General features: G+C 63.5%; 22 protein-coding genes and 1 tRNA gene. 15 read left to right on the plus strand and 8 right to left on the minus strand.

The window, feature by feature from the left end:
* Nucleotides 1-20 precede the first annotated feature (20 nt).
* The 4 genes from ACH488_RS07635 to ACH488_RS07650 all read left to right on the plus strand — a co-directional run bounded on the left by ACH488_RS07635 (nucleotide 21) and on the right by ACH488_RS07650 (nucleotide 4219).
* Nucleotides 21-1538, plus strand: a complete 1518-nt coding sequence (locus ACH488_RS07635) for a purine-cytosine permease family protein (RefSeq protein ID WP_397323275.1) — start codon at nucleotides 21-23, stop codon at nucleotides 1536-1538.
* Nucleotides 1531-2127: a TetR/AcrR family transcriptional regulator gene (locus ACH488_RS07640; protein WP_397323276.1), complete on the plus strand. Its 597-nt coding sequence runs from the start codon at nucleotides 1531-1533 to the stop codon at nucleotides 2125-2127. Before ACH488_RS07635 ends, ACH488_RS07640 begins: the two co-directional genes overlap by 8 nt.
* Nucleotides 2128-2213: 86 nt before the next feature.
* Nucleotides 2214-3203: a nitrilase-related carbon-nitrogen hydrolase gene (locus tag ACH488_RS07645; protein WP_397323278.1), complete on the plus strand. Its 990-nt coding sequence runs from the start codon at nucleotides 2214-2216 to the stop codon at nucleotides 3201-3203.
* A gap of 8 nt (nucleotides 3204-3211) precedes the next feature.
* Nucleotides 3212-4219 (plus strand): agmatine/peptidylarginine deiminase, encoded by a 1008-nt coding sequence (locus ACH488_RS07650; RefSeq protein WP_397323280.1) that lies wholly within the window; start codon nucleotides 3212-3214, stop codon nucleotides 4217-4219.
* 48 nt (nucleotides 4220-4267) lie between these two features.
* On the opposite strand, the gene ACH488_RS07655 is transcribed toward ACH488_RS07650, so the two are convergent.
* The 5 genes from ACH488_RS07655 to ACH488_RS07675 form a co-directional block, all read right to left on the minus strand.
* Nucleotides 4268-4822 (minus strand): TOPRIM nucleotidyl transferase/hydrolase domain-containing protein, encoded by a 555-nt coding sequence (locus tag ACH488_RS07655; protein WP_397323281.1) that lies wholly within the window; start codon nucleotides 4820-4822, stop codon nucleotides 4268-4270.
* 51 nt (nucleotides 4823-4873) lie between these two features.
* On the minus strand, nucleotides 4874-5053 hold the full coding sequence (locus tag ACH488_RS07660; protein WP_397323282.1) for a hypothetical protein: 180 nt from the start codon (nucleotides 5051-5053) through the stop codon (nucleotides 4874-4876).
* A 65-nt stretch (nucleotides 5054-5118) separates the two neighbouring features.
* Nucleotides 5119-5538, minus strand: coding sequence for a hypothetical protein (locus ACH488_RS07665; protein WP_397323283.1), 420 nt, complete (start codon nucleotides 5536-5538; stop codon nucleotides 5119-5121).
* 23 nt (nucleotides 5539-5561) lie between these two features.
* A tRNA-Thr gene (locus tag ACH488_RS07670) sits at nucleotides 5562-5638 on the minus strand.
* A 139-nt stretch (nucleotides 5639-5777) separates the two neighbouring features.
* Nucleotides 5778-6656 carry a DsbA family protein gene (locus tag ACH488_RS07675; protein WP_397323284.1) on the minus strand — a complete coding sequence of 293 codons (879 nt, stop codon included), beginning with the start codon at nucleotides 6654-6656 and terminating at the stop codon, nucleotides 5778-5780.
* A 166-nt stretch (nucleotides 6657-6822) separates the two neighbouring features.
* Here ACH488_RS07675 and ACH488_RS07680 point away from each other — a divergent pair, with 166 nt between their 5' ends.
* The 5 genes from ACH488_RS07680 to ACH488_RS07700 all read left to right on the plus strand — a co-directional run bounded on the left by ACH488_RS07680 (nucleotide 6823) and on the right by ACH488_RS07700 (nucleotide 13490).
* Nucleotides 6823-8301 (plus strand): trehalose-6-phosphate synthase, encoded by a 1479-nt coding sequence (locus ACH488_RS07680; protein ID WP_397323285.1) that lies wholly within the window; start codon nucleotides 6823-6825, stop codon nucleotides 8299-8301.
* A complete protein-coding gene (gene otsB, locus ACH488_RS07685; protein WP_397323286.1) occupies nucleotides 8291-9094 on the plus strand; it encodes a trehalose-phosphatase in 804 nt (267 codons plus the stop codon). Before ACH488_RS07680 ends, otsB begins: the two co-directional genes overlap by 11 nt.
* Before the next feature lie 207 nt (nucleotides 9095-9301).
* Entirely contained in the window at nucleotides 9302-10384 is a 1083-nt protein-coding gene (locus ACH488_RS07690; RefSeq protein WP_397323287.1) for an ABC transporter ATP-binding protein, read from the plus strand.
* A 95-nt stretch (nucleotides 10385-10479) separates the two neighbouring features.
* A complete protein-coding gene (locus ACH488_RS07695) occupies nucleotides 10480-12081 on the plus strand; it encodes a beta-N-acetylhexosaminidase (RefSeq protein ID WP_397323289.1) in 1602 nt (533 codons plus the stop codon).
* Nucleotides 12078-13490: a DUF4032 domain-containing protein gene (locus ACH488_RS07700; RefSeq protein WP_397323290.1), complete on the plus strand. Its 1413-nt coding sequence runs from the start codon at nucleotides 12078-12080 to the stop codon at nucleotides 13488-13490. Before ACH488_RS07695 ends, ACH488_RS07700 begins: the two co-directional genes overlap by 4 nt.
* A 21-nt stretch (nucleotides 13491-13511) precedes the next feature.
* Here ACH488_RS07700 and ACH488_RS07705 read toward each other — a convergent pair whose 3' ends face one another.
* Together ACH488_RS07705 and ACH488_RS07710 are read right to left on the minus strand one after the other, a co-directional pair.
* Entirely contained in the window at nucleotides 13512-14195 is a 684-nt protein-coding gene (locus tag ACH488_RS07705; protein WP_397323291.1) for a GntR family transcriptional regulator, read from the minus strand.
* Nucleotides 14196-14248: 53 nt separating this feature from the next.
* Nucleotides 14249-15715, minus strand: coding sequence for a chlorohydrolase family protein (locus ACH488_RS07710; protein ID WP_397323292.1), 1467 nt, complete (start codon nucleotides 15713-15715; stop codon nucleotides 14249-14251).
* Between the two features lie 144 nt (nucleotides 15716-15859).
* Between ACH488_RS07710 and ACH488_RS07715 the strand changes: the two genes are divergently transcribed.
* Genes ACH488_RS07715 through ACH488_RS07740 form a run of 6 tightly spaced genes read left to right on the plus strand, consistent with a single transcriptional unit; the run spans nucleotide 15860 to nucleotide 22982 of the window.
* Entirely contained in the window at nucleotides 15860-16897 is a 1038-nt protein-coding gene (locus ACH488_RS07715) for an ABC transporter permease (RefSeq protein ID WP_397323293.1), read from the plus strand.
* A 34-nt stretch (nucleotides 16898-16931) separates the two neighbouring features.
* Nucleotides 16932-18653: an ABC transporter substrate-binding protein gene (locus ACH488_RS07720; protein WP_397323295.1), complete on the plus strand. Its 1722-nt coding sequence runs from the start codon at nucleotides 16932-16934 to the stop codon at nucleotides 18651-18653.
* An 11-nt stretch (nucleotides 18654-18664) separates the two neighbouring features.
* Complete coding sequence (locus ACH488_RS07725) at nucleotides 18665-19666, plus strand: ABC transporter permease (RefSeq protein WP_397323296.1); 1002 nt, start codon at nucleotides 18665-18667, stop codon at nucleotides 19664-19666.
* A gap of 5 nt (nucleotides 19667-19671) precedes the next feature.
* Nucleotides 19672-20712: an ABC transporter ATP-binding protein gene (locus tag ACH488_RS07730; RefSeq protein ID WP_397323297.1), complete on the plus strand. Its 1041-nt coding sequence runs from the start codon at nucleotides 19672-19674 to the stop codon at nucleotides 20710-20712.
* Nucleotides 20713-20719: 7 nt separating this feature from the next.
* Nucleotides 20720-21742, plus strand: coding sequence for an ABC transporter ATP-binding protein (locus tag ACH488_RS07735; protein ID WP_397323298.1), 1023 nt, complete (start codon nucleotides 20720-20722; stop codon nucleotides 21740-21742).
* 22 nt (nucleotides 21743-21764) lie between these two features.
* The gene (locus ACH488_RS07740; protein WP_397323299.1) at nucleotides 21765-22982 is read left to right on the plus strand and encodes an amidohydrolase family protein; all 1218 of its coding nucleotides are present in this window, start codon (nucleotides 21765-21767) and stop codon (nucleotides 22980-22982) included.
* A gap of 97 nt (nucleotides 22983-23079) precedes the next feature.
* On the opposite strand, the gene ACH488_RS07745 is transcribed toward ACH488_RS07740, so the two are convergent.
* A partial coding sequence (locus tag ACH488_RS07745) for an HNH endonuclease (protein ID WP_397323301.1) occupies nucleotides 23080-23562 on the minus strand: 483 nt, incomplete at its 5' end.

Raw genomic sequence — 23562 nt, forward strand, 5'->3', positions numbered from 1 at the left:
AGTTCACGAAAGGCTCTGACATGTTCAGCACGCGCTTCCGCAAAGACGCGGATCCCGTCGGTGCCGAGTCCTCTCCCAAGGACAGCTTCGGCCGCATCGAATCAGTCGGCATCGAGTACATTCCCGACGAACAACGCACTTCCCGCCCACGTAACCTTTTCTCAGTCTTCTTCGGCGGAAACTTTGCTTTCTCCGTCATCGTCTTCGGCTGGCTCCCCATAACCTTCGGGCTCGATTTCCTGGGTGCCGCAACAGCCAGCCTTACCGGACTCCTCATCGGAACCATCCTCATCGCCCCCATGGCACTCCTCGGCCCCCGGACCGGCACCAACAACACCGTTTCCAGCGCCGCACACTTCGGCACCCGGGGAAGGTTGATCGGTTCCGGACTGACCCTCCTCTTCGCCCTGGCCTATGCAGCCATTGCCGTATGGACCTCCGGGGACGCGCTCGTGGCAGCTGCCCAACGGCTCCTGGGCATACCCCTGGACAGCACCACGCTCGCCATCGGCTACGCGATCATCTCCATCGAGATCGTGCTGGTAGCACTCTTCGGCCACGGCACGGTGGTCGCCATGCAGAAGTTCGTGGCGCCGGTGGTCGGACTTCTCCTCATAGCAGGGATCGTGGCCTTCGCCCCCACGTTCAGCCCCACAACCGTGCACGGCGACTACCTCCTGGGCGACTTCTGGCCCACGTGGATTCTGTCCGTGGTGATCTCCATTGGCGGCCCGCTGTCCTATGCGCCCACTCTGGGAGATTACAGCCGGCGTATCTCCCGCAAAGCCCACTCGGATCGCGCCGTCCTCGCCGCAACCTGCTCAGGTGTTTTCCTGGGCCTGTTCGTCACAGCGCTCTTCGGCGCGTTCACCGCCTCCGCCATTCCAGAACTGGGCGGCTCGTACGTCGCTGACCTGGTGCATGCTTCGCCCGTTTGGTACCTGCTGCCCATCCTGGTCATCGCGTTGGCGGGCGGCCTGGGCCAAGGGGTCCTGAATCTCTACGCGAGTGGCCTCGACCTTGAAGCCCTCTTTCCGCGGCTCCGCAGGATCCACACCACGCTCATCACCTCGGCAGCCGCCGTCGGGCTTCTTTACCTTGGCGTCTTCGTGTACAACGCCGTCGACTCCATCACAGCGATGACGCTGGTACTCAACGGCTTCGCCGGTCCCTGGGTGGCCATCAACGTGCTCGGTTTCCTTGTTGCCCGCCGGGGAAAGTACAGTCCCGCAGACCTCCAATTGTTCAGGGCAAACGGTCCTTCAGGACGCTATTGGTTCACCAAGGGTTGGAATCTGAGGGCAGTCATTCCGTGGGCACTCGGTTCCGTGTTTGGCGTGCTCGCCACGGACACCTCCCTCTATACCGGCCCCCTCTCCCACCTGGGCGGTGGCGTGGACCTGAGTTTCGTGGGATCCACGGTGATCGGATCGCTCGGATACCTGGCAGCCCTGCGGCTTTGGCCGGAGGCTCCGGCTGTACAGGATGGCACGGCAACGGAGCGGGGTGAGCACGTATTACTGTCAAACCATGACTGACAAACTAGCCAAGATCCTGACCGCCGCCACCACCTGCATTGCCAGGAGCGGTGTGCGGGGACTGCGGGTCAACGATGTTGCGAAGGAAGCCGGCGTCTCCTCCGGACTGCTGTACTACCACTTCACGGACAGGGCCGGCCTGCTCGCCGCTACCCTCGAGCACATCAACAAGCAGGTCAGCAAGGACGACGCACCCTCGGCGAAGGCCACCCAGGACAGCGGCAAGCACTTACGGCACCTCCTCCTGGACGAAATCAAGGACGACGCCGACGTCCGCCGGAACTCGGTGGCGTGGAACGAACTCCGGGCCTGTTCCATCTTCGAACCGGAACTGACCGAGCCCCTTTCCCGCACTACGTCCGAATGGAACCGCGAAATCGCCGAGGCCATCCAGGCCGTCCACGCAGGCACCAGCAACCAGGAAGCAGCCGTCACGGCAGAAATCCTCACCAGCCTGGTGGAGGGCATCTCGGGACGCTGGCTCAGCGGCTTCATCACCACGGAACACGCACGTTCCCTGGTGTCCGGCGCCATCGACTCACTGACCGCTCCCCTGCGCAAGGTTTCCGAAGAGGACCTTGGCTCATGAACAACCACAAGCACCACAACCACATATCGGGTTCCTCAAGAACCCCACGAGACAAGGACCCCTAGGTCCAGTCAGGACGATCCACCATGGACATCATCAGCAACACCACGCCGCCCGAGTCGTTCGCGCGAAGCCGCGAATCCAGCCGCCAACCCCTCCGCGTGGCACTTGTCCAGCACCGCTGGCGGAATGACGCCGCCGCACTCCGGTCAGTGTTGACCGAGGCCATCGGCAAGGCGGCCGCAGCGGGCGCCACGTCCGTCTTCCTTCCGGAACTGACTCTCTCCAAGTACCCGGCCAACGTCCGCGCGGGAGCAAACCCAGCGCAGGACGCCGAGGACCTCCTCACGGGCCCAACGTTCGATTTCGCAGCCGCAGCGGCCAGCAAACATGGCGTCACAGTCCACGCCTCCCTCTACGAACGAGCCGACGGCGACGACGGGCTGGGCTTCAACACCGCCATCCTCGTCTCCCCCTCCGGTGAGCTGCTCGCGCGGACACGCAAGACGCACATCCCCATCAGCGCCGGCTATTACGAGGACACCTATTTCCGGGCCGGACCTGCCGACGACGCCTACCCGGTGTACCGTCCAGCGGAACTGGACCATGCCGCCGTCGGGCTTCCTACCTGCTGGGATGAATGGTTCCCCGAAGTTGCGCGGCTCTATTCCCTGGCCGGCGCCGAGATCCTGGTGTACCCCACCGCCATCGGTTCCGAGCCGACGTTCCCGGACTTTGACCACCAGCCGCTGTGGCAGCACGTGATCACCGGCCACGGCATCACCAACGGCACCTTCATGGTGGTCCCCAACCGCACAGGCGACGAGGGGGACATCACGTTCTACGGGTCCTCGTTCATTTCAGATCCCTACGGCCGAGTCCTGGTACAGGCACCGCGGGACAAGGAGGCTGTGCTCATTGCCGATCTGGACCTCGACCAGCGCAAGGACTGGCTGGACCTGTTCCCCTTCCTGACCACGCGCAGGCCTGACACCTATGCGGAACTCACGCGCGAGGTGGACGTCGAACGCCCGTACGGCGCCAAATCCGGCGTGCAGAACGCGGCACGGCCATGACCTGGCGCATGCCCAGCGAGACGGCTCCACAGGAACGCGTCTGGATGGCGTTCCCGCCCGAACGCTCCTCGATCGGGCACACGGACCAGGAAACCCACGAGGCACGGGCGGCGTGGGCTGCGGTTGCCCACGCCGTGTTGCGGTTCGAGCCAGTCACCATGGTCGTCGATCCGCCGGATATGGAAGCTGCGCGCCGCTACCTTTCCGCTGATATCGAGTTGGTGGCAGCGCCGCTTGATGACGCGTGGATGCGGGACATCGGGCCGACTTTCGTGATTGACGACGGCGGCCGGCTCGGTGGCGTGGATTGGGTCTTCAACGGGTGGGGCCAGCAGGATTGGGCCACGTGGGGCAAGGATTCCGCCGTCGGGGCCGAAGTAGTGCGGCTGGCCGGCGCGGGCCTGGTGGACAGTAGTTTGGTGAACGAGGGCGGCGGAATACAGGTCGACGGACTGGGCACGGTCTTGGTCACCGAGACCGTGCAGTTGGACAAGTACCGGAACCCGGCGCTGAGCAAGGCCGATGTCGAGGCGGAACTGCGGCGCACCATCGGCGCCACGCACGTCATCTGGCTACCGCGCGGCCTGACCCGTGATTCAGAGGCTTTGGGAACCCGCGGCCACGTGGATATCGTCGCAGCGATTCCGTCGCCTGGCGTGTTGCTGGTCCACTCGCAGCGCAATCCCTACCATCCGGACTTCCAGATCACCACGGACATCATTTCCCTGCTCGCCACGACGCACGATGCCGAGGGACGTTCCTGGGACATCGTCGAGGTGCCCGCCCCGGAGATACTGCGCGACGAGGAAGGGTGGGTGGATTACAGCTACATCAACCACCTGGTGGTCAACGGCGGCGTCATCGCCTGCAGTTTCGACGATCCCGCGGATTCCGAGGCCCAGCGGATCCTGGAGCAGGCCTATCCGGGCCGCGAGGTGGTCATGGTGGACGCCCGCCCCATTTTCGCGCGGGGCGGCGGAATCCACTGCATCACCCAGCACCAGCCCGCCGTGTAGGCGTTCTGGCTTAAGGCTCGACGGCGGCACCTGCTTGGGTGCCGCCGTTCAGTCCGCGCCGGCGAAGGCCGCCACAAGAAGTCCAAGCGGAGGCGGCGCTTCACCGTCCGGCAACGCCTCCACCAGCAGTCTGGCGTACCTCACCTTGTTGCCGCTCCGTCCGCCGAAGAACCTCCTCAGCTGCGCCGCGACCGGTCGGTCCCGTAACGAGGGTTGGCGTTGCAGGAGCCGGAACGAGGCAAGTTCGCCCTGTTGGTCAATGACATCCAGCACGCCCTCCGTCCCCAGGGCACGGATCAGCTCGTCCTCGAGGTCCTCGTGGCAAACATAGAAGCCCAGCTCATCCAAGGAACCTGGCCCGATGCCCACCCGGCCGAGTGCCCGGGCAATTCCGGGAGACTCGCCGGCGTCGCATAAACCCAGCAAGCGGTGGTTTGCACCCGTGGGCCCGTAGCGGTCGAGGAAATGGATGATGCTGGTGGCGCCACCCATGGGTACCACTGTCACCCGCTCGGTAGCCAGATGATGCCCCAGGCGTGCAGCCAGCACCTCCACGGCCACCTTGTCGCTCTCCCCTTCGACCAACACCGTCGTTTCCCGCATAGGGCCAGTATGTAGGACCAGGCTGCTGCATGCAGTGCTAAGAGTTACACGCTATTCCCAGGCCGCAACCACTACCAGATCGGAGTTGCCGGCCAGGTGCGTGCCTTTATGGCCTGCGTCCAGGTTGCAAAATGCCGTGAAGCCCAAGTGGTCTGTCTCTGCCGGGCAAGCGTCGTCGTTGATACCCAACAACTCGGTGGGCAAATTGTCCCCAACCTTGAATGTACCCATCCCAGATCCCCCATATCTTTGTGATGTTTGGTTGAGTCTAGCCTGTGGGCTTCCCTGAGCACCCTTCAGTGGGTGCTTGAGCCAAGCGGCCGCCCATGCTCGTCAAAGGGTGATCCGTCCTCGGATCGTGAGGTCCGCACGGCCCGCCACCGTGCCAGAAAAGCTGAAACCCCGAACGTGCCTAATGTGGCCGCCGCACCCGCGGCGGCACCGACGAATCCCCCGAGGATCAGCGCGGTGCCCCGAAGGTCCAGGCCCCGTCCTCCCGCGAAATGCTCATCGTACGGTGGAGGGAAAAGGCGCATTGCGACAATGCCGCCGAAGGCGCAATAAGCGATGCAGGCAAGAAGTCCGGCAACCAAGAACCGGGCCATCCATCGTCTTGGCAGTTTGGCGTGGATGACTGCTCCGGCGATGATCAACAGCACAGAGGGAGCCACTGCCAGCACCCAGAACAGGATGAGTTCCAGATCGTCGTAGTCCATGACTTGATGCTAGCTGGGTGAGATGGAGCCCCCTGCCGGATTCGAACCGGCGACCCCCTGTTTACAAGACAGGTGCTCTGGCCAACTGAGCTAAGGAGGCGTGCGAAGAACGCTAGTCAAGGTTAGCCCAGACCGTCCCCCACCACGAAATTCAAAGGCCCATGGCCGGGCGGGGAAACAACAGCGGCCGGTTGCCTTCGGGAAGAAGGCAACCGGCCGCCGTCGTACTTACCGGGAAATCAGCCCTTTGCGGTGATCGCGGTCTGGATCTCTGCGTTCAGGTCGGTTGAACCATCCCACTGCTTGCCGTCGATGAAGACAGTCGGGGTGCCGGTGATGCCAATCGCCGCAGCTTCCTGCGTGGCAACCTTCACATAAGGCCGGAACTGCTTGCTGTCGATGCAGGAGTCGATGTTGGCCGCACCCACTTCCGTGGCCATGGCCTTGAGGTCCTTGTCCGAGATACCGGCGCTGCCTTCGGCGGGCTGGCGTTCGAAGAGGAGGTTGAAGAAATCGGCGTACTTCTCAGGCGAGGAGTTCACCACGCAGGCCGCGGCGTTCGCTGCGCGCGAGGAGTAGTTGGTGGTGGACTGCTGGTCCAGGAAACCGAGCGGGCGGTACTCGAGGGAGATTTTGCCTTCGTTGCGCAGGTTGGTCAGGGATTCACCGTAGGTGGTCTCGAAGCGCTTGCAGACGGGGCAAATGAAGTCGATGTAGGCCACTACCTTCACCGGCTTGCCGGCCTCGGCTTCGGCGCCGGGAGCCGTCACGGTTGCGGGCTTCGAAGCCGCCGGTGACGGAACGTCGGCGACGTTCACTGTTGCAGCTGCTGACTTCACGACTTCGCTGTTTGCCAGAAGTGTTACGCCACCGTGTACGTTGCCGTTGGCGGGCGTCGGGCCGCTGTCGGCAATGGGGGCGTTGTTCTGGATGTTGGTGACTACCACCAAGGCGATGACCACGAGGATGGCAACTACCGCAACCACGATGCCCCAGAGGACCAGCATCTTGTTGCGCTTGTCCTTCTTCAGCTGTTCTTCGCGGATTTTGCGCGCTTGTTCCCGGGCCTGGGCGGTCTTCTCGGCCTTGGACAGGCGCGGTTCGTTTGCGGGGCTCATCAGTTCCTCGTGGTTACTCGGCGTCGTAGTGCAACGGGGTCAGTTTACGGGAGCAAACCTGAGGATTTGCTGCCAGCACAATGACCCGGTTGTTGAACGATCAACTGGCGGCGATGATTCCGCCGGTAGGCTGGGATGTGAGTCACAGCAACCCCAGGGAGCAGTAATGCAGGATTTGGCAAGCGAAAAACTCAGTACCGAGGAAGGCGTCCGGGCATCGCCAACCAGGAAGCCGACGGCGAGCAAGTTCGACTTCATGGTGGTGTCCAACCGCCTGCCCGTCGACAGGTCCGACGACGGCTGGCGCCGCTCGCCCGGCGGCCTGGTCACTGCCCTCGCACCGATGATGACCAAGTCCGACGGCGCGTGGGTGGGTTGGCATGGCGCCCCGGATGAGACGGTGCGCCCGTTCAGCCATGAATCCATGGACCTCGTCCCGGTCCAGTTGAGCAGCCACGAAGTGGAGCTGTACTACGAAGGCTTCTCCAATGCGACTATTTGGCCGCTCTACCATGACGTGATTGCGCCGCCCGAGTTTCACAGAACCTGGTGGGACTCGTACCGCCAGGTCAACAAGAAGTTCGCCGACGCCGTCATCCGCCATGCCTCGGACGGTGCCACCGTGTGGGTCCAGGACTACCAACTCCAGCTGGTTCCCCGCATGCTCCGCACGGCCCGCCCGGACCTGAAGGTCGGATTCTTCAACCACATTCCTTTCCCGCCGCCGGAGATCTTCGCGCAGCTCCCGTGGCGCCGCGAGATCATTGACGGCCTGCTGGGGGCGGACCTCCTCGGCTTCCAGCGGCCCAGCGATGCCGGCAACTTCATGCGTTCGGCACGGCGCTTCCTGGGGGCAAGCGTCAAGCAGCAGCAAATCCATGTGAAGGGCGCGGACGGCCAGGTCACCCACATCGCCCGTGCCCAGGCTTTCCCCATTTCCATTGACGTGGACCAGATCCGCGAACTCGCCAGCCGCCCGGACATCATCGAGCGGTCCAAGCAGATCCGCAAGGACCTGGGCAATCCCAAGACAATCCTCTTGGGCGTCGACCGGCTGGACTACACCAAGGGCATCGGGCACCGCTTGAAGGCCTTCGAAGAACTCCTCGCCGATGGCCACATCAAGGTGGAGGACGCCACGCTGATCCAGGTGGCCAGCCCCAGCCGCGAGCGGGTGGAGCAGTACCGGCTCCTGCGGGAGGAGATCGAAGGCACTGTGGGCCGGATCAACGGAACGTATGACACCATCCAGAACACCGCAGTGCGCTACCTGCACCACAGCTATCCGGTGGAGGAAATGGTGGCGCTGTACCTTGCGGCCGACGTCATGCTGGTGACCGCGCTGCGGGACGGCATGAACCTGGTGGCCAAGGAGTACGTGACAGCCCGTTCCGAAGACGACGGCGCCTTGGTGTTGAGCGAATTCGCCGGCGCCGCGGATCAGTTGAAGCAGGCTCTCCTGATCAATCCGCACGACATCGACGGCCTCAAATCGTCCATTCTCCGTGCGATCAACCTGGACCCGAAGGAAGCCCGACGCCGCATGAAGTTGATGCGCAAGCAAATCCTTGACCACGACGTTGACCACTGGTCGGCCGAGTTCCTCGACTCCCTTAAGGAAAAGGTGGTCCGCGATGACAGCTGAACAGACGCCCCTAACGCTGTCGCCGGAATTGCTGGACGCCATTCGAGGCATCGCGGGAACGGAACACCTCCTGGTGGCCCTGGACTTCGACGGAACGCTCTCGCCGATCGTCGATCGCGCGGAGGACGCCCGCCCCCTCCCGCGGTCAGCTGCGGCCCTGGAAGAACTCGCCGGGCTGCCACGTACGACGACGGCGCTCATCTCGGGCCGCGCACTGGACAGTTTGCGGCTGGTCGCCTCACCACCGGCAAACACGTTATTGATAGGCAGCCACGGAGCTGAAGTCTGGATGGGCGAAGGCTCGTTGGGCTTGGAGTTGGACGACGAGCAGCGGGAACGCCTGGCTTCGGTCCGGGAAGTCCTTGCCGGAATCGTCAATGTCGCTCCGGGAACACTTCTGGAAGACAAGCCCGCGGGCGTTGTGCTGCACACGAGGCTTGCCGATGATGACGTGGCGGAGGACGCCGTCGAGGCCGCCCGGATCGAGTTGCAGGACCGCCCGGGCGTGTTCCTGAAGACCGGGAAGCGCGTGCTGGAGACGTCGGTGGTCCACGCTTCCAAGGGCGAAGCAGTGGAGTTCCTGCGCCAAGCGACGGGAGCTACGGCCATCCTGTTCGCTGGCGACGACGTCACCGACGAGGATGCGCTCGGGCGGCTGCTGGGCGATGACGTGGGCATCAAAGTAGGACTCGACTTCACCCAGGCCGCGTTCCGCGTGGAAGCTCCCGTGCACGTGGCCGAGCTCTTGGAGGCGCTGCTCCGCGAACGTCGTCGAGCCACCACCAACGCCTAGCGTGTGACGAACGCAACATGTGATCTTTGCAACAAATTCGACAGAGGGTCGAAGTGTCTGTAATACTCTTGCTTGTGACGTGACGCACATTATCGTGCGACGCCACGCATAACTCCTCGGCTTTGGCCGAGGAGTTTCAACTGAAGAAAATGAACCATTCACAACGGATCGTCCGGCACGTACCTGCCGGTGAAGGGATTGATAACTGTGGCTACAGTTACTTTTGATAACGCTACGCGTCTGTACCCGGGCACAGATAAGCCCGCCGTCGATAAGCTCAACATCGACATCGCCGATGGCGAATTCCTGGTCCTCGTTGGACCCTCCGGTTGCGGTAAGTCCACCTCCCTGCGCATGCTCGCAGGTCTTGAGGATGTGAACGCCGGCCGCATTCTGATCGGTGACCGCGACGTCACGGATGTTCCGCCGAAGGACCGCGACATCGCAATGGTCTTCCAGAACTACGCTCTCTACCCGCACATGACCGTTGCGGACAACATGGGCTTCGCACTCAAGATCGCCGGCGTTTCCAAGGAAGAGCGCGCAGAGCGTGTCCGCGAAGCCGCCAAGCTCCTGGACCTCGAGCAGTACCTGGACCGCAAGCCGAAGGCACTCTCCGGTGGTCAGCGCCAGCGTGTTGCCATGGGCCGTGCGATCGTCCGTAACCCGCAGGTCTTCCTCATGGATGAGCCCCTTTCCAACCTTGACGCCAAGCTCCGTGTCCAGACCCGTACGCAGATCGCGTCCCTGACCCGCCGCCTCGGCGTCACCACGGTTTACGTGACGCACGACCAGGTTGAGGCCATGACCATGGGTGACCGCGTGGCAGTCCTCAAGGACGGCCTCCTCCAGCAGGTCGACACCCCTCGTAACCTCTACGACCGCCCGCAGAACGTCTTCGTTGCAGGCTTCATCGGCTCCCCCGCCATGAACCTGCTGGAACTGCCGGTTGTTGACGGCGGCGTCCAGTTCGGTGGCACCGTCTACCCGGTCAAGCACGACGTCCTGGATGACGCTTCGGGCAAGACCGTCACCGTTGGTACCCGCCCCGAGGACCTCGAAACGGTCGGCCAGGGCGAAGGCCTGCAGGTTGAGGTTGACGTGGTTGAAGAACTCGGTGCCGACGCTTACGTCTACGGCCACACCACCCTTGATGGCAAGAGCCACGACATCGTTGCCCGCGTCGACGGTCGCCGTCCTCCGATGAAGGGCGAGTCCATCTACGTCCGTCCGCAGTCCGGCCACGTGCACCTGTTCGACACCAAGACCGGCCTGCGCCTGGGCGACTAGTCACCCTCGCCTAACCGGCCATCAGCAGACAGCGGCCCGACCCTCACCGGTCGGGCCGCTCTCTCGTTAACCCCTTCTCTGTCGGAAAGAACGGTATGAACTCCACGGACAACCTGATCCCCCGGCCCCAACACGTCACTGCCCTGGACGGCACGGCCTTTAGGCTGACGGCGACCACCCGCCTTGCCGCCTCCGCCGGAGCGGAACCGGTCGCCGAACAGCTCGCCACGCTACTCCGGCGCGGCACCGGTTTCGACCTTCCACTGGCCAATGACTTCCGCCCCGGGGACATCGCCCTGGAGCTGGACCAAGCGTTCGACGGCGGCCCGGAGGCTTACGCGCTCACCGTCACCGACGCTGGCGCCCGGCTGAGGGCATCAACACCGGCAGGGCTTTTCAACGGAATCCAAACCCTCCGTCAGCTCTTCGCCCCTTCCATCGAACGCTCTCTCACCGAATCGCCCGAATCCACGGACCCTCTCGCGGGGGAAGGCACCTGGGCGATTCCCGCCGTCGAAATTCATGACGCACCGCGCTTCGCCTACCGCGGCCTCATGCTGGACGTCGCCCGCAGCTTCTTCACGGTGGACGAGGTGAAGGAGCAGATCGACGTCATGGCCCAGTTCAAACTGAACGCCCTTCACCTGCACCTGACCGATGACCAGGCCTGGCGCATCGAAATCGTCATGCCGGAGAACAACCCGTCGGGGCTGGACTACGCCAACCTCACCGCTGTTGGCGGCGCAGTGAACCATCCGGGCGTCGGGCTCACGCCCGGGCACACCGGTTTTTACACGCAGCAGGATTTCCGGGACATCCAGGCCTACGCCGCTGCACGGAACATCCTGGTGGTACCCGAAATCGACCTTCCCGGACACGTCAATGCGGCGCTGGCGGCGATCCCCCAGCTGAACCCGGACGGCATCGCCAAACCCGCCAACACCACGGGGGACGTGGGCTACTCCACCTTGACCGCTGACCTGCCGGCCACCTACGAGTTCGTCAGCGAAGTCCTGGGCCAGGTCGCTGCCATGACGGACGGTCCCTACATCCACATCGGCGGGGACGAAGCCCACGTCACCGGGCACGACAACTACGTGGCCATGGTGACGGAATTCGCCAGGATCGGCGCCGCAACGGGCAAGACTGTCGTGGGCTGGAACGAGTACGCGGAGGTGGAACTCCCGCGCGGCAGCGTGGTGCAGTACTGGTGGGGCGATCTCGCGCCGGTGGTCCGGCAGGCCGAAGAGGGCGGGTCCAGGGTCATCATGTCACCGGCAGCCAACACGTACCTGGACCAGAAATACGATTCCGGCAGCCCCATCGGCCTGTCCTGGGTGGAGGGCGGCCCCTTCACGTGGTCTGAGTATTACCAATGGAATCCGGCCCAGGGCGGCCTTGAGGACCAGCACTTGCTCGGTGTCGAAGGTCCGCTCTGGACCGAAACCGTGCGTGGCAACCAGCAGGCCTATTGGCTCATGTACCCCAGGGCCGTCTCGCTGGCGGAGGTGGGTTGGTCCCGGCAGGAGGACCGGGACCTCGGTGACTTCCGACGTCGGCTTGGCGCCTTTGGTGAGCGGCTCGCCAACCAGGGCGTCGGCTTCCAGGCCGCGTCCGACGTCGAATGGTCCGCCACAGCGGCGGATCCGTTCACAGAACCGAACAGCACCCCTGAGTACGGAACAATTGAGGCATGAGCGAGCAAAACGGAGCCCAGTGGCACGACGAACCAACCGACTACGGGCAGATCGGCAAGCTCCCCCGGACGGAAGCGGCCAGCGCGCAGGACTCGGCCCCTCCAGCCAGCGTCATTGGCTCGCTGAACATCACGGCTGCTGCCGCTGATCCTGAACTGTTGGACCTTCCCTGGCACATCGCCTTGGAGGAATGGCCGGCGGAGTACCTCGCCGCGCTCCCCCGCGGTATCTCCCGGCACATTGTGCGTTTCGCCCACTTGGGCGGCTCGGTCATTGCCATCAAGGAAACGTCAGAGCACGTGGCGCGGCATGAATACCACATGCTTCGAAAGCTCGCCCGGCTGGATGTCCCGTGCGTGGAGCCTGTGGCGGTCATTACCGGACGGACCACCGCCGACGGCAAGCCGCTGAACCCGGTGCTGGTCACCCGACACTTGAAGTTCTCCATGCCCTACCGTGCACTGTTCTCCCAGATGCTGCGCAAGGACACCCTGACCCGCCTGATCGACGCACAGGCCCTGCTCATGGTCCGCTTGCACCTCATCGGTTTCTACTGGGGCGATGTCTCGCTCTCCAACACGTTGTTCCGTCGCGACGCCGGCGCTTTCGCCGCTTACCTGGTGGACGCCGAGACGGGCGAGCTGTACCCGGACCTGTCCCAGGGCCAGCGTGAGTACGACCTCGAAATTGCCCGCGTGAACATCGCCGGCGAGCTCATGGACCTCCTGGATGGCGGGCTCATCGAGGAGAAGGTCGATCCGGTGGCCACCAGTGAGCTGATCATGGACAGTTACCGCAGGCTTTGGGCGGAGCTGACGGAGAAGGAATCGTTCGAACTTGGCGAACGTTGGCGCGTGGGCGCACGTATCCGACGGCTCAACGAACTCGGTTTCGACGTCGAAGAATATGCCATCAAGACCACGGCCGACGGTTCCACCATCCAACTCCAGCCCAAAGTGGTGGACGCCGGACACCACCAGCGCCGGCTGCTGCGCCTCACGGGCCTGGACGCCCAGGAAAACCAGGCCCGCAGGCTGCTCAACGACATGGACCAGTTCCGGGCGGACAACAACCCGGACCTGGACGAGGAAATCAGCGCCCACGCCTGGGTCAGCCAGATCTTCGAACCCATCGTGCGGTCCATCCCGCGGCACCTGGCCGGGAAGTTGGAACCGGCGGAAGTGGTCCACGAGGTCCTGGAGCACCGCTGGTACATGAGCCAGAAGCAGGACCGCTACATTCCGTTGGCCGAGACCGTCCAGTCTTACATCGACACGGTCCTGCAGCACCGCCGGGACGAAGCCGCCATCATGCTGAACCCGGACACGGAGATGCTGAAGATCCTGGAAGTGGAGGTTGAGGAGTCGGGCCGCTACGACGACGAGGAATACCCCGACGCCGACGACTGACGGGCTTTCCCAAAGGTCCGGTTAGGGCTCCAGGGTCTCCGCCAGCCCGGCCAGGACGGGCTGGCGGCCCAGTTCAATGTGCGAGTACGCCAGGGAGTACGCCAACTCGGGTCGCCCGGCCAGGATCGCGTTGCACAGTTCAGTGTGCTCGTCCCGCTGGAGTTCGTTGCTGCGGTTGTGCGCCAACCCGAAGATCCAGCGCATGCGCCCGAACAGCGGCTTGACGGATTCGATCAGAAGGCGGTTGCCGGAAAGGCGCACAATTTCGGCGTGCAGTTCGGCGCTGATAAGTACGACGTCGTCAGTCCGGTCTTCGTCGATGGCCGCCTTCGAGGCTTCCATCAGTTCCTCGAGGCGCCCTCCGTCGCCGCTTTCGGCAACACGGGTGGCCGCCATCTTCGCTGCAAACGTCTCGAGGCAAAGCCGTACATCGAAGAGTTCGTTGACGTCGGTCAGGGTCAGTTGGCGGACCACTGCTCCACGCCGGGGGAACGTGGCCACGAAGCCGTCCTGCTCCAGCCTCTGGATGGCCTCGCGGACGGGGATCCGGGAAACGCTGTACATCTCCGACAGTTCGCGTTCCCGGAGGCGGGATCCCTGGGCGAAGGAACCGGAGACGATGCCCTCCAGGACCAACTGATAAACGTACTCCGCACGGGCTTCGTCATCGCGGACATTGCCGGCTTCCGGGATCGCCTCTGCCACTCTCAAACTCCCCTTCATGCGTGCGCCCGTGCGACTTTGCCGGACGGTTCCGCTCACTGCTCCAACCGAGCATACACGGGAGGAAACAGCTCATTTGCGGGACGCTTCAAAGCATCCCGGGTTGTGTAGGCTTCACGCATTTTCGTAAAGAGAACCTGGGCCTTGCCACGCCAGGTATCCAGGTCCACTCCCGCGATCAGGCCATCGGCCATGATGGTCCGTCCGGCCACAACGGAGAGGACAGCTTGGCGTGCCGTCCCGTTGAGGGTCAGGCTGCGGAGGGGATCGTCGTGGACACCGTCACGGATGTCGTCCAGGGAAAAGGCCACCATGTCCGCCTGGGCACCGGCTTCGAGCCGGCCAAGATCGGGGCGGCCCAGGGCGCGGGCTCCCCCGAGTGTGGCGGCATCGACATATCCGGCGAGGTCGCCGGCGTCGTTCCTACCGGCGAGGATCTTCGACAACTGCACCCCGGCGTCGATCCCGCGGATGAGGTCCGGCGGGAACGAGTCGGTCCCCAGACAGATGTTGACGCCCGCTTCTTTGTACGCGTTGAAGGAATCGAGGGTGCTGCCATAACGCATGGACGTGAGTGGGCAGTGGATGATGCTGGCCCCGCTGGCCACCAGCTTGGCCAGGTCTCCGCGGTCTTCCCCATGGACGGCGGGATTGCGGTCGATGTAGGTGGCGTGTGGAATCAAGAGCCTCTGGTTGAGCAGGCCCACCTGGTCCAAGAGCTCAAGGGGCGTAACGCCATGCCACTCCAGGATGAGGTCCCGCTCCACGAGTCCCTGCAGCGAGTGCAAGCGAACCAGTACGTCCCGTTCCCCGGAAGCCACAGCAGTCGCCTTGAGTGTTTCGATGTCCAGGGTCTCGATCCGGCACGGCAACAGGACCCCTTGGACCAACGGATCGTTCAATCCCGTCACGTGGTCAATGAAGCGCAAGGCGTCCGCGAATCCCCCACGGCCGCGATCGGCGTCGAACATCACTGAGCGTTCGCCGTCCTCCAGCACCACGTTCACGCCCGAGCGGTAGGCGGGCCCCAAGTACCCACGCAATCCGAGCCGCCTGCTGGTCTCGGCCATGCCGACGAGTTCCTCGAACGTCTCTGCCCATTCGGAGTGAACCTCTGACGCGATGGGCATGTAGGTGGTGATGCCGTGCAGGACCAGCTGGATGAGTGCGTACTCGCGGATCTGTTGGCGTTCCTCGGGCGTAAAAACATCCTCGCGACGGTTCCTGAAGTAGTCCTCGGACCACTGGTGCCCTTTGGCGAGCTCCGGACCTGCCCAGCTGTCCAGGATGAGGTGGTCGACGTCCGTGAGGGCGTCAAGGTCGATCAACCCAGGCATCAAAAGCGCGTCGCCGAGGTGCCGTTCTTCGTCCACAGGTCCTTGGTAGTCATGGCCGACGTACTCAATGGTGCTGCCCTTGTAGACCACGCAGGCATCCTCCAACAGCACATGCTGTCCATCGAGAAAACCCAGTACATAGCGGGCGGTGGTCTTGAGGTGCACAGGAGCTCCTTCGCTCAGGTCAGATAGTCTCTGGTATTCCAAACAGTACATTAATTGTGATTTACATCCCATCAAAGGTGCTCTAGTCTATTTTGGTATACAAGATTTTCCGGAGTCAGCTCCCTTCACGAAACGAGCAAACGGTTGACCCAGTTACAATCCGTCGAATCAAACACCGGCAGCCCACCGCTACCCACGGCAACGACGCCGGACAGCACGGCTGCCGCCCCCGCTGAAGCGCGGTCCCTGCTGGCCACGGCATGGCTGAGGATCCGGCGCAGCAAGGTTGCGCTGCTGAGCCTCTGCGTCGTGGTGGCCATCATGCTGTTCGCCATCCTTGCCCCGGTACTCAGTGCAATGTCCGGCAATGATCCCTTCACCTCCAACACCAGCCCCGAGGTCCTGGATGATTTCCAGACACCTGGCCTGCCCCTGCCCGGCTACATGTACCCATCTGCTGAGCACTGGCTGGGCGTGGAACCCGGGCTGGGCCGCGACCTCTTTGCCAGGCTCGCCTTCGGCGGACAGGTATCGCTCACCATCGCACTGTTGTCCACCGCCGTCTCCGTGGTGCTGGGGACCGTCCTCGGCGCGGCAGCGGGCTACTTCGGCGGCAAGACCGACGCCATCATCAGCCGGATCATGGACCTGTTCCTCGCGTTCCCGCACCTGTTGCTGGTCCTCTCGCTGACGCCGATCCTGCAATCGCGACTCCGGGACACGCCGTTGGGTGAAGGCAGCTTCCTTCCCATGGCGTCCTTGGTGATCATCCTTGGCTTCTTCGGCTGGGCCTATTTGGCCCGCATTGTCCGCGGCCAGGTGCTCAGTCTCCGCGAGCGCGAGTTCGTCGAAGCCGCCCGTTCCTTCGGGGCTTCCCACGTGAGCGTGCTGTTCCGCCAGATCATCCCCAACGTCATGGGTGTGGTCCTGGTGTACGCCACCATGCTCATTCCCACCAACATCTCCGCTGAAGCAGCCCTGTCGTTCCTGGGCGTAGGCGTCAAGGACCCCACGCCGTCGTGGGGCCAGATGCTCAACGCCGCACAATCAGGCAACTGGTACCTCAGCGATCCCTGGTTCCTGGCCGTCCCGGGCGTGATGCTCATTGTCACCGTCCTGGCCTTCAACCTCCTGGGCGACGCAGTCCGCGACGCCCTGGACCCCAAAGCATCCCGCCACTAAATCTCCGTTTCACCCACCCTTCAAGAGGAGCACCATGAAAACCCCCACGAGAGCACTGGCGCTTTCCGTGCTGATCGCGATGTCGGCCGCCGGCTGCAGCGCAGGTCAAAACCAGGCCAACAACTCCAAGCCGGAGTCCGTCACCGAACTGGCACCGGTAGTGGTGAAGTCCGGGTTCAACACCAAGGGCGGCAACCTCAACGTCCTCATGTCCTCGGACTTCCAGACCCTGGACCCCGGAAACAGCAACTACGTACAGACGGCCAACGTGGGCCAGCTGTACTACCGGACCCTCACCATGGCTAAGGAGACCGCGGGGCAGCCTCCCACAGTGGTCCCGGACCTCGCCACGGACACCGGCAAGGTCTCCGACGACGGGCTCAGCTGGACCTTCACCCTCAAGGACGGCGTGAAGTTCGAGGACGGCACACCCATCACTTCGGCGGACATCAAGTACGGTGTGGAACGCACCTTCGCCCAGGATGTCTTCACCCAGGCGCCGCAGGAACTGAATGCAGCGCTCGACGCCGGCGGGTACAAGGGGCCGTACAAGGATCCTTCCGCTGTGCTCAAGGCAGTTGAAACGCCCGATGAGCGCACTATTGTCTTCCACTTGAAGAAGCCATTTGCCGAGTTCCCCGCGTTGGCCTCTCGGTCCAACACGGCTCCGGTTCCTGCAGGCAAGGACACCAAGCTGGACTACACCAACCATCCGGTGTCCTCCGGCCCGTACATGGTGGAGTCCTACAACCGCGGAAAGTCGCTGAAGCTGGTCCGCAATCCACACTGGGACCCTGCCACGGACCCCAACCGCTCTGCACTCCCTGATACGTTCAGCTTCTCCCTTTCCACGTCGCAGGCCACCATCAGCCAGCAGTTACTCGCGGACTCTGATCCCAACGCGATCACGCTCGACTCCAACGGCGCCCTGCAGACCTCGGACTCCGCGAAATTGGCCGATGCCAAGGTAAAGGACCGCGTGGCGTCCGGGCTCCTCGGCTGCAACGACGTGCTGAGCCTGAACACCCAGAAGATCAAGGACCCGGATGTCCGCAAGGCAATCGCGCTGGCACTGGACCGGCAGTCCATCCTGGTCCAGTACGGCGGACGCCGGTTCGGCGAACTGACGCAGAGCCCGCTCAATGACAAGATGCGCGGGTACGTTGAGACCGAGCTGGAACTGGACCCCGCGGGCAAGCCCAAACTGGAGGAAGCCAAGAAGCTGCTTGAAGGCAAGGACTATCCCAAGACGCTCACCTACGGCTACGCCAATAACCGCGATGCCTTCAAGAACACCGGTACCGTGATCCAGCAGAACCTTAAGGCACTGGGCATCGATGTGGAACTGGTAGCCATCCCTGCCCCGAATTACTACTCGATCATGGCCAGCGAGCAGTTGCCGGACCTGGGCCGCTCCGGCTGGTGCGGTGGCGCCGACCCGGCATCCATCCGAACCTCCGCAGACCCCCTGCTGGGACCGAACAATGACGGCACCAGCTACGGTTTCTCCAACACCTCCCGCTACTTCGATCCCACGGTTTCCAAGGCTATGTACGAGCTCCGCAGCACGGACGGCACCTCGGAGGAACTGGGCAAGAAGTGGTCTGAGGCATTCGGCACGGCTTTGAAGACCTACCCGATCGTTCCGCTGATCCGCACCCACACCAACTCCGTGGTGGGTTCGAAGGTGCGGAACGCCCAGGTTGGCTACTTCTTCGGCGGAATCGACCTTTCGATCGTCGGCGTCGAGCACTAGTTCCAACCACCATGATCACTTTCATTCTTCGCCGGACCGGTTCCTTGGTCCTGCTTCTTTTCGCGGTCAGTTTCATCACCTTCACGTTGTTCCAGCTTGGGCCTTCTGATCCTGCCGCTGCTGCTTGCGGGCAGGAGTGCACGCCGGAACGCGTTGCGGAAGCCCGGGTTGCTTTGGGCATGGACCAACCGTTCTTCGTGCAATACCTCGACTACATGCGGGGCCTGTTCTCTCCCCGGATGATCGGTGCCGCCGGTGCGCAGACCCTGTGCGAATGGCCGTGTCTGGGCAAGTCGTTCCAAACCAACGAGAACGTTGCGGACATCATTGCCCGGTCGCTCCCCTACACCTTCTCCATGGCCATCGGGGCGCTGGTGCTTTGGACCATCACCGGCGTGGGCCTCGGCCTCCTGGCCGCCCTGCGCAAGGGTTCTCCGATGGACAAGTTCATTGTTGGGGCGGCTTCGGTGGGCGTTTCGCTCCCCATCCCGGTTACTGGCTTGTTCCTGTTGTTGCTGTTCGTCAACCAACTGCATCTGCTGCCCTTCACCACCAACGAGATCAGCAGTCCGTTCGGCCCCCAAGGTCCGGGAGCGTGGGTGACGAATTACCTCCTGCCGTGGATAGCGCTGGCCGTGCTCTTCAGTGCCTCCTACATTCGCGTCACCCGCACCAACATGATCGAGACGTTTGGTGAGGACTTCATCCGAACAGCACGCGCCAAGGGCCTCGCCCCGAGGACAGTGACGTTCAAACACGGCGTCCGGGCCGGCATCACACCAGTGGTCACCATGCTCGGCATGGACATCGGCCTGCTCCTGGGCGGCGCCGTCCTAACCGAGCAAATCTTCTCCGTCCCCGGCCTCGGCTTCACGGCCGTGCACGCTGCCATCTCCGGCGACCTGCCTGTCACCATGGCCATCACCATGCTGGCCGCGTTCTTCGTGATCGTCGCCAACGTGGTGGTGGACCTCGCCTACGCCGCCATCGATCCCCGAGTGAGGCTCCAATGACCCACATGCCACTCGCGCAAAAGACCAGCACTGTCCCGGCGGGCACCACCGCGTTCCTGGACGTCCGCAACCTGTCTGTGAAGTTCCCTACCGACGACGGATTGGTTTCCGCCGTCAACGGCATGGACTTCACCTTGGAACGCGGCCAGACGCTGGGCATCGTCGGTGAGTCCGGCTCCGGCAAGTCCGTCACGAGTCAAGCCTTGATGGGCCTGCTCAAGGGAACATCGGCGCAGGTCACCGGACAAGCCATGTTCCAGGGCAAGGATCTTGTGACACTTCCGGAGTCAGCCATGCGGCAACTCCGTGGGCGCAACATCGGGATGATCTTCCAGGATCCCCTTTCGGCCCTGCACCCCTTCTACACGGTGGGCCATCAAATCGCCGAGGCGTACTTGGTCCACAACAAGGCGAGCAAGAAGCAGGCCCGGACAGCCGCCGTCGAGATGCTGGGAAGGGTGGGCATCCCCAGCCCTGAGCAGCGCTTCGATGAGTACCCGCACCACTTCTCCGGAGGAATGCGGCAGCGTGCCATGATTGCCATGGCCTTGATTTGCGAGCCGGAACTGCTGATCGCAGACGAGCCCACCACCGCCTTGGACGTGACCGTGCAGGCGCAGATCCTGGACCTCATGCTTGAGTTGCAGGAGGAAACCAATTCAGCCCTCATCCTCATTACCCACGACCTCGGCATTGTAGCAGAGGTGTGCCATAACGTGCTGGTGATGTACGGCGGCCAATGCGTGGAATCCGGTCCGGTGGACGAGATCTTCTACGACACCCGCCACCCGTACACGCTGGGCCTGCTCAACTCGATGCCCACGTTGACCGGTTCCTCCGGCCAGCTGAATCCGATTCCCGGCCAGCCGCCGTCGCTCCTTGATCTGCCCAAGGGTTGCATCTTCAGCGCCAGGTGCCAGTACGCCGACCTTGCCGGTGACGGCGTGTGTGCCAGCCAGCGGCCCGATCTCATCGTCGAGGACGGTCACGGCAAACGCTGCCACCTGAGCGGTCCGCAGCTCCTCACCATCCGTACTGCGCGTTAGGACCGCCATGGACAACCAGCCAATTCTCCAGGTGGAGAACCTGCAAAAGCACTTCCCGCTCAAGGGCGGCCTCCTGCCGGGTGCCGCCAAGCGTTCGGTCAAAGCGGTCGACGGCGTGACGTTCAGTTTGGGACGCGGCCAGACATTGGGACTCGTGGGCGAGTCCGGGTGCGGCAAGTCGACCACAGGCCGGATGGTATCCCGGCTCATGGACCCGACTGGAGGTCGCATCATGATCGACGGTGTGGACATCAGCCAGTTGCGTGGCCGGGAGCTCTACAACTTCCGGCGCAAGGTCCAAATGATCTTTCAGGACCCTTTCGCGTCCCTGAATCCGCGGCAAACCGTCGGCACGGCCATCGCTGCTCCCATGGTCGCCCAAAAGATCAACCCGCCAGGCGGACTGAAAAACCGGGTCAAGGAACTCCTGGACCAGGTTGGCTTGAAGCCCGAACACTACAACCGCTTCCCGCACGAGTTCTCCGGAGGCCAGCGGCAACGCGTAGGTATCGCCCGGGCCATCTCCCTGAACCCCTCGGTGATTGTGTGCGATGAGCCGGTGTCCGCCCTGGACGTCTCCGTGCAGGCGCAGGTGGTGAATCTTTTGCAGCAGATTCAACGGGATACCGGTGTGTCCTACATTTTCATCGCCCACGATCTCTCCGTGGTACGGCACATCTCGCATGAGGTGGCAGTGATGTACCTCGGAAAAATCGTGGAGCAAGGCACCCGGGACTCCCTGTTCAGCGAACCGCGCCACCCTTACACCAAAGCCTTGCTCTCCGCCGTGCCGCTCCCGGATCCCCGGGCTGCCCGCGAACAGGTCAAGATCAGGCTCCGCGGAGACCTGCCCTCTCCCGCCAATCCGCCGAGCGGCTGCGTCTTCCGGACCCGTTGCCCGCTGATCGCAACCTTGCCCGAAGAGCAACGCCAGCGGTGCATGAACGAGGTCCCCGCAACTGCTACCTCCGCCGCTCCGGCCTGCCACCACACCGGGGTGGCAGCCGAGGTGTTGGCGGGTGTGCAATAGATCCACAATCAAAGGAGAAACAGTGAACACCCTGATTCGTGCCGTCCGTCCGTGGGGGCAGGCGTTGAGCGATGTCATGCTCAGCGGCGGCGAGATCACCGGCGTCGAACCTCATGACCCCGCCAGGGCGGTACCGGAAGGTACCACCGTCGTCGAGGGCCGCAACCGCATTCTGGTGCCGTCGTTCTCGGACGTCCACGTGCACCTGGACTCCACCCGGATCGGCCTCCCCTTCCGGGAACACACCGGGGGTCCGGGCGTTTGGACCATGATGATGAACGACCGCCTCAACTGGCGCAACGCCGAGGTTCCGCTGCAGGACCGGGTCAACGACACGCTGGGCCGCATGATCGCCCGCGGCACCACCCGCGTCCGTTCCTATGCCCAAGTGGACGTGGACTGCAGGCTGGAACGCTTCGAGGCCGTGGCGGCCGCGAAGGACGCGTTTGCGGACCGCGCGTCCGTGGAGATCATCGCTTTCCCGCAGGCGGGCTTGTTGCTTGAAGACGGCACCGTTGAGCTCATGGAAGAAGCGCTGAAGGCCGGAGCCAACGTGATGGGCGGGATTGACCCGTGCTCGCTGGACCGGGACCCCGCAAAGCACCTGGACATCGTCTTTGGCTTGGCAGAAAAGTACCAAGTGCCGATCGACATCCACCTGCACGAGCCGGGCGAGCTGGGGGTCTTCAGCACTGATTTGGTGTTGGAGCGCACGCGTGCCTTGGGCATGCAGGGCAAGGTCACCATGTCCCACGCCTACCAATTGGGCAGCGTAAACGAGGCCACCACGCGGCGCCTCATCGACTCGTTCGCCGAGCTCGATGTCTCGCTGGCTTCCGTGGCTCCGGCCGCTTCGGGACAACTGCCCATTCCTCTCCTCACCGAGGCCGGCGTGCGGCTGGGCCTGGGCGAGGACGGCCAGCGTGACTACTGGTCCCCCTACGGCAACACGGACATGCTGGACCGGACTTGGCAGCTCGCCTTCACGCACGGTTTCCGTAAGGACGAGCTCATTGAGCACTGCCTTGCCATAGCGACGGTCGGCGGGGCCAGCATCCTGGATCCTGGTGCCACGCGGCTCAAGGACACAGCCCACCGTCCCGGAGTCGAAATCGGCGACCCCGCTGAACTGCTCTTGGTGGACGGCGAGACTGTGGCGTCCACCGTCATGGACCGCGGCAAGGACCGCACTGTCATCCACGCCGGAAAGGTAGTGGCCGACCAACTGGAACTCGTTTAGCCCAGCAGCTCGTGAGTCTGTGCGTTGCTGGACAGCGCAGAAACCGTGACTGAACGGAATTGTGGCTCGCGGCATGCGGCAATAGTGCGGCATATGGCTACAGGACTGTTGCCGGGGTTCGTGAGCGGGTTCGTGTCCCCGATCTGAAGAGAGCTGGGACGCTCCCGTCCCCCGGCGGCTCGTCCGGGTCTCCCGCGACCAGGGTCCCGTCGATCGGCGGCCCTTCCGGGGCTCCCGCCGCCAGGTTCCCGTCGACCGGCCGCCCGTTCGGGGCTCCCGCCGCCAGGTTCCCGTCGATCGGCGGCCCGTTCGGGGCTCCCTCCGCGATGGACCCGTTAACAGGTGACCGGTCAGCGTGTGCAGTTGCTGGGTTGATGGTTCCGGGGAGTGGTGGTGCTGTGGATTGGTAGCGGTGTCCGGTGGGGGTTCTGATCTCCAGGGTTCGTGGTCCCTGATCGCTTGGTCTGGTGTTCCAGCCGGGGTTTTCTTTGGTGTGGTTGCATGCTTCGCAGAGCCCTGCGCCGTTGGCAAGGGACGTCTTTCCGCCGGAGTGCCAGGCCAGGACATGGTCGTAGTGGCG

It is taken from the genome of Paenarthrobacter sp. NPDC018779 (genome assembly GCF_044391085.1).
Lineage (GTDB): Bacteria > Actinomycetota > Actinomycetes > Actinomycetales > Micrococcaceae > Arthrobacter.

Excerpts from the sequence above, each read along its gene's own strand:
- ACH488_RS07640 (WP_397323276.1), top strand. The coding sequence starts at position 1,531 with ATGACTGACAAACTAGCCAAGATCCTGACCGCCGCCACCACCTGCATT.
- ACH488_RS07655 (WP_397323281.1), bottom strand. The coding sequence starts at position 4,822 with ATGCGGGAAACGACGGTGTTGGTCGAAGGGGAGAGCGACAAGGTGGCC.
- ACH488_RS07660 (WP_397323282.1), bottom strand. The coding sequence starts at position 5,053 with ATGGGTACATTCAAGGTTGGGGACAATTTGCCCACCGAGTTGTTGGGT.
- ACH488_RS07695 (WP_397323289.1), top strand. The coding sequence starts at position 10,480 with ATGAACTCCACGGACAACCTGATCCCCCGGCCCCAACACGTCACTGCC.
- ACH488_RS07650 (WP_397323280.1), top strand. The coding sequence starts at position 3,212 with ATGCCCAGCGAGACGGCTCCACAGGAACGCGTCTGGATGGCGTTCCCG.
- ACH488_RS07730 (WP_397323297.1), top strand. The coding sequence starts at position 19,672 with ATGCCACTCGCGCAAAAGACCAGCACTGTCCCGGCGGGCACCACCGCG.
- ACH488_RS07700 (WP_397323290.1), top strand. The coding sequence starts at position 12,078 with ATGAGCGAGCAAAACGGAGCCCAGTGGCACGACGAACCAACCGACTAC.
- otsB (WP_397323286.1), top strand. The coding sequence starts at position 8,291 with ATGACAGCTGAACAGACGCCCCTAACGCTGTCGCCGGAATTGCTGGAC.
- ACH488_RS07720 (WP_397323295.1), top strand. The coding sequence starts at position 16,932 with ATGAAAACCCCCACGAGAGCACTGGCGCTTTCCGTGCTGATCGCGATG.
- ACH488_RS07635 (WP_397323275.1), top strand. The coding sequence starts at position 21 with ATGTTCAGCACGCGCTTCCGCAAAGACGCGGATCCCGTCGGTGCCGAG.
- ACH488_RS07735 (WP_397323298.1), top strand. The coding sequence starts at position 20,720 with ATGGACAACCAGCCAATTCTCCAGGTGGAGAACCTGCAAAAGCACTTC.
- ACH488_RS07665 (WP_397323283.1), bottom strand. The coding sequence starts at position 5,538 with ATGGACTACGACGATCTGGAACTCATCCTGTTCTGGGTGCTGGCAGTG.
- ACH488_RS07675 (WP_397323284.1), bottom strand. The coding sequence starts at position 6,656 with ATGAGCCCCGCAAACGAACCGCGCCTGTCCAAGGCCGAGAAGACCGCC.
- ACH488_RS07680 (WP_397323285.1), top strand. The coding sequence starts at position 6,823 with ATGCAGGATTTGGCAAGCGAAAAACTCAGTACCGAGGAAGGCGTCCGG.
- ACH488_RS07725 (WP_397323296.1), top strand. The coding sequence starts at position 18,665 with ATGATCACTTTCATTCTTCGCCGGACCGGTTCCTTGGTCCTGCTTCTT.
- ACH488_RS07645 (WP_397323278.1), top strand. The coding sequence starts at position 2,214 with ATGGACATCATCAGCAACACCACGCCGCCCGAGTCGTTCGCGCGAAGC.